Origin of the sequence: Anaeromicropila populeti, assembly GCF_900112775.1 — a bacterium.
Classification (GTDB): domain Bacteria; phylum Bacillota; class Clostridia; order Lachnospirales; family Lachnospiraceae; genus Anaeromicropila_A; species Anaeromicropila_A populeti.
This window is the reverse complement of record NZ_FOYZ01000040.1, coordinates 1-1,670: the sequence shown is the minus strand read 5'-3', so window position 1 is coordinate 1,670 and position 1,670 is coordinate 1. Positions and strand designations below refer to the sequence as shown.

Annotated in this window: 3 protein-coding genes; all 3 read left to right on the top strand. The window is 31.2% G+C overall.

The annotated features are described in order from the left end of the window. Positions 1–463: hypothetical protein (locus BM305_RS19305; protein ID WP_177214815.1), on the top strand; the 463-nt coding region annotated here is incomplete at its 5' end. Positions 464–468: 5 nt separating this feature from the next. Beyond that, complete coding sequence (locus tag BM305_RS18690; RefSeq protein ID WP_092564513.1) at positions 469–834, top strand: DUF7674 family protein; 366 nt, start codon at positions 469–471, stop codon at positions 832–834. Positions 835–1,219: 385 nt separating this feature from the next. Further along, entirely contained in the window at positions 1,220–1,579 is a 360-nt protein-coding gene (locus BM305_RS18685; protein WP_092564510.1) for a DUF7674 family protein, read from the top strand. The last annotated feature ends 91 nt before the right edge of the window (positions 1,580–1,670 follow it).

Here is a 1,670-nt window from a genome sequence, read left to right as displayed (position 1 = left end):
AAAGATAGTGAAAGAAAGCAAAAAAGGTGATAATATAGTTGATGGAATAAAGGACGCAGAAAAGGTTGCGGATGGAGTAAAGATTAGTAAGGGTGGGAGTGAAACAATAGATTATTTTGTAGGACCAAATGGAAAAGCATTACCAAGTCAATATAAGAATTGGATTGGTACAAATATGCAAGAAGAATTATTAAGTCAGGCAGAAAATCCTCAATTACAGAATGCAATAAAACAATTATACAGAGGAAAATCGTTTATTGGTGACGGGGGAACTGCTGATGTTATTAAATTTGAGCGAGAAACTGGAATTATGCTAGGAAAAAATGGCGGTTCACATATTCAAAAGGGAATCGATATGGCAAGCTATATTGAAAATAAAATTTTAACCCAGAACTTAAGTGAAACTGATAAGGCATTGGCCACAAAATTACTAGGAGATTTAAATAACGCATTAGGTAGGTGAATTAGATGAAATATAACAATTTATATTTAGAATTTAAAAAAGAGGTGCCTGAGTGTTTAGAGTTTTTCAGAAAAAAAGAAATGGATAATCTTGTCGATGAAACAGTAGGAGTTCATATTTCTTTTGGAATGGTTGTAGTTCCGTATATTGGAGATATTGTTGATAATAAAAAAACTGAAGAGATTAGGAAAGTTTTTGATTTCATGGAAAAGATGGCAGTTAGCGAAGATATTAAGGTGCAGGAAGTATTGGATTTTACAGTATTAGAAGGATTAGCGGATAAAGGACATGATGTGATAAAGCAATGTAAAAAGTATATGAAAACAAATACAGTACAGCATTGTGAGGAGATTGAAAAGTATTTTTATTAAGTTAACTTATATTATGGTTATTCGTTGGGATTTTCAATACCATAAATCACAAAAAAACCTATTATTAATATATGAAAGAATAGATAAAATTTAATATCAGAGACAGACGCACTTTTTTCAGATATTGAAAAGGCTTGTTTCTATGATATAAAAACTTAGGTGCAGTTCCTATAAACGTACTTTTTGTAGCAAGATAATTGTAGCGAAAGGTACGTTTTATTATGTAAATCAAAAAATGTAGATTAAAAAGGACATACCCAAAAGGCTGTTGATATGTCTAAGTACTTCCAAAAACTTGTTGACTCGGGAACTTTATCTCCAACGGATACAAAAGTGGCGCAAGATATTTTAAATGGCTTGAATGCAGCGTTAGGAGGGAAATAAATTGACTATTAATAATATTTTTGAGATATTCATCAGTAAATTTCCACAGTTAAATGAAGATATAAACAAAAATCTAAAAGATAATATGGTTGATACAAATGATGGAATCTATGTTTTGTGGGGAATGGGTGTAATGCCCTGTGTAAATAAAATTATAGATAACATTGAAAATTATGAGGACTTAATATCAAGCATTTTCGACTTCTTTGAAGAAATGGCTAATGGAGATGATGAAGAGTTAAAAGATCTTCTCATGTATTCAACACTTGAAACATTAGGAGATGATGAGAAGCGACTAAATATTTCAAGGCAATTCATGAAGAATGAAACAAAATTATTGTCAGAGAAAGTAGAAACATGATATTGTCAATATCTCTTTACACTTTTTTCACAAGGATGTTCGACCTATGCCGCATCCTGTAAGGAGGCATAGTATTGTTGCCTCTTAATCA